The 605-nt window shown below is 55.0% G+C and carries 1 protein-coding gene; it reads right to left on the reverse strand.

From position 1 onward, the window contains the following. Window positions 1–605, reverse strand: a 605-nt coding sequence (locus tag R8N47_RS26580; RefSeq protein WP_318186283.1) for an AadA family aminoglycoside 3''-O-nucleotidyltransferase, incomplete at both ends; no start/stop codon positions are given.

The following is a 605-nucleotide window of genomic DNA, read 5'->3' on the forward strand; positions in this document are numbered from 1 at the left end:
CTCTTGTTGGACGGCCAGGCGTCTCCTTACCCCGTTGGCAGCTACATCCTTCGGCGCGATCTTGCCGGTTGCTGCGCTGTACCAAATGCGAGACAAAGTAAGCACTACATTCCGCTCGTCGCCTGCCCAATCCGGTTGTGAGTTCCATAGTTTCAAGGTGTCGGCCAGTGCTTTGAATAGATCGCTTTCCGGGACTGAGTTGAAGAAATCTTCCGCGGCCGAACCTGCCAAGGCAAGGCTGTGTTGCCTTGCTTTAGTTAGCAGAATAGCCAGATCAACATCGGTTGTCGCGGGCTCGAAGATGCCCGCAAGAATGTCCTTGCGCTGCCACTCCCCGAATTGCAGTTCCCGTCTGGCTGGATAACGCCAAGGAACAACATCGCCGTACACGACGATGGTAACTTCCAAGGCACGGAGAGCTTCACTTTGGCCGGGAGAAGCGGAAACTTCCAGGAAATCTACGAACAGAGCCTGCCGCACAGTCTCATCGAGCTGTGCAGTCACAGTAACCAGCAAATCAATATCACTGCATGGCTTCAGGCCACCGTCGAGTGCAGAGCCGTACAAATGCACGGCCAGCAACGTCGATCCCAGATGATGCTCGA

Source organism: Vibrio sp. 2132-1, assembly GCF_033344315.1.